Origin of the sequence: Kocuria sp. (assembly GCF_030536815.1) — a bacterium.
GTDB lineage: Bacteria > Actinomycetota > Actinomycetes > Actinomycetales > Micrococcaceae > Kocuria > Kocuria gwangalliensis.
Map to the genome: position 1 here is coordinate 1 of NZ_JAUNPE010000242.1, position 2,550 is coordinate 2,550.

General features: G+C 66.9%; 2 protein-coding genes. Both read right to left on the minus strand.

The annotated features are described in order from the left end of the window. Positions 1-7: 7 nt before the first annotated feature. The gene (locus Q4E95_RS12710; RefSeq protein ID WP_303383650.1) at positions 8-1,471 is read right to left on the minus strand and encodes a YdiU family protein; all 1,464 of its coding nucleotides are present in this window, start codon (positions 1,469-1,471) and stop codon (positions 8-10) included. Between the two features lie 91 nt (positions 1,472-1,562). Next, complete coding sequence (locus Q4E95_RS12715; RefSeq protein ID WP_303383651.1) at positions 1,563-2,372, minus strand: hypothetical protein; 810 nt, start codon at positions 2,370-2,372, stop codon at positions 1,563-1,565. Between the last annotated feature and the right edge of the window lie 178 nt (positions 2,373-2,550).

Genomic DNA, 2,550 nt, shown 5'->3' on the forward strand with positions numbered 1-2,550 from the left:
CCGGGGCTCAGGTCCCGCAGAAGGTGCGGTAGGGCCCGAAGTCCTCGGGTGCGGGTGCCGCGTAGCGTTGCAGCTCGGGACGGTCGTCGTAGGGGTGGGTCACGGCGTCCAGGAGCCGGCCGAGCGGGCCCGTGTCGCCCTTCTCGGCGGCGGTGAGGGCCTCCTCGACCAAGTGGTTGCGAGGGATGTAGACGGGGTTGACCCGGTCCATCCGCGCCGCGTCCGGACCCAGGGCGCGCCAGCGCTCGGCCCAGGCATCGAAGGCCTCCGGGGTCGTGAACATGTCCCGGGCGGATCCGGAGTCACCACGGGCCGCCGCGCCCAGGCCCCGGAAGAACGAGGTGTAGTCCACGCGGTGATCCCGGAGCAGGGTGATCAGCTCGTCGATCAGCGGCGCGGTGATCTCGCGGTCGAGATCTTCGGGCAGGCCGAGCTTGTCCCGCATACCCGCCGACCACGCGTCACTGTATTGCGCCCGGAACGCTCCGAGAGCCTCGCTCAACCGGGACACGGCGTCGTCCTGGTCGTCGTCCATGAGGGGCAGGAGGGTCTCGCCGAAGCGCGCGAGGTTCCACTCCGCGACGAACGGCTGATTGCCGTAGGCGTAGCGGCCGGTCTCATCAATGGAGCTGTAGAGCGCCCGCGGGTCGAAGGCATCCATGAAGGCGCACGGCCCGTAGTCGATGGTTTCCCCCGAGATGGTCATGTTGTCGGTGTTCATCACCCCGTGGACGAAACCCACGAGCATCCACTGCGCGACCAACTCCGCCTGCGCTGCGACCACCGCCTCGAACAACGCGAGGTAGGGCTGTTCCGCATCCGCGGCGTCGGGGTAGTGCCGGTCGATCGCGTGGTCCGCGAGCCGGCGCAGCAGATCGACATTGCCCGTGGCCCGGGCGTACTGGAAGCTACCCACCCGCAGGTGGCTGCTCGCGACCCGCGTCAGGACGGCCCCGGGCAGCATGGTGTCCCGGCGCACCTGTCGCCCGGTGCCGACGACGGCCAGGGAACGGGTCGTGGGGATCCCCAGCGCGTGCATGGCCTCGCTGACGATGTATTCGCGCAGCATGGGCCCCACGGCGGCGAACCCGTCGCCGCCGCGCGAGAACGGCGTGGGGCCGGAGCCCTTGAGGTGGATGTCTTTCAGCCGGCCGGCGGGATCGGTGATCTCGCCCAGCAGCAATGCGCGACCGTCACCGAGGCGCGGGGAGAACCCGCCGAACTGGTGCCCGGAGTACGCCTGCGCCACCGGGGCGGCACCCGGCGGGACCAGGTTCCCGACCAGCAGGCCCAGCCCGTCGGAAGTGCGCAGCCACGACGGGTCCAGGCCCAGGTCAGCGGCCAAGGGTTCGTTCAGCACGAGCAGGCGCGCATCGGGCACCTCCTGGCCGTGCCAGGGGACGGCCATCTCGTTGAGTTCCCGGGCGAACCGGTCATCCAGGACAATGGCGGGGTCTGGTGAAATGCTCACACCTCCAGCTTACTCGCGCCCCCTGACTCGGACGTCCTGCTCAGGATGCTCGTCTTCGAGCGCGACACCGCGCTGGGGCGATGGCTGTTGGCTATCCGCCGCGTAGGGCGGTCAACAATTTTTCGGCCAATTGCTCATCACCCGGTGCGCTGCGCCAGGTCAGCCTGTTAATGACGGACAGTGCCACTGGCTCGGCCAATTGATGATGTTTCGCCAGCGCCATGGGGATACCCTCCGCAACAATTTCCAGCGCATCGTCGATCTCACATCCCGTCACCGCGACAATAAAACCATTGGCGTCCTGAGCCGCGATAGCCTCACGGACCCGGACTTTGTCGAGGGCGGGCACCTGATCATGCGGAGGCCACTCATGGGTCAGCATGGAATTCGGCTGCCCGGGCATCTCGGGCGCAGGACTTTCTCCGTCATCATCGCTCCATCTGCGCCCGTACTGATCGGGGACGCTGCCCCAACCCCAGTACGGCAGGGGTGCTGCGGGTTGAATACCCAGCACGTCCAGCGGATCGACCTTTTGATCTCCGACCACGCACCGATGCGTCCAGTCGTCACCGAAGTCGAAAGTGAATTGGAACTCGTCCCCAGGCTTCACTGTGCGGGTCACCTTGGCCGTGGCAATGTCAACGGGCGCGACGATAGGGCCTCTGATCGAACCGGCCATCTCCTCACCAGTCATCGAGTCCGTGACCACCCGCCCATCGGCGAGTGTGAACATCGACAGGTGCGAGCGATCCCAGCGACCAAAGGCGTCATTGATCGACTGCTCGAAATCCGCAAAAGTATGCCGGGGCCCCACAGCAAAAATCCGCCCCGGCGGTGGCCACAGCACCTCGCCGCGCCCGCCGAGCAACTCCACCGTGAGTGATAACCAGGTTCGTGCCATTCAACCAGGATGGCAGCTTAGGCCGCCTCTTCATACCCACCCTACGGGGTTATAACCCGAGGGCTGTTCGCTGACCGCGAGGCACCCGTGGTCATCCCGACGCTACCCGCCCCTGACCGTGGCCTCAGCCTGCTGGTTCACCGCCCCCGCAGGGGAAAGCGTTCCACCTCCTGATGCA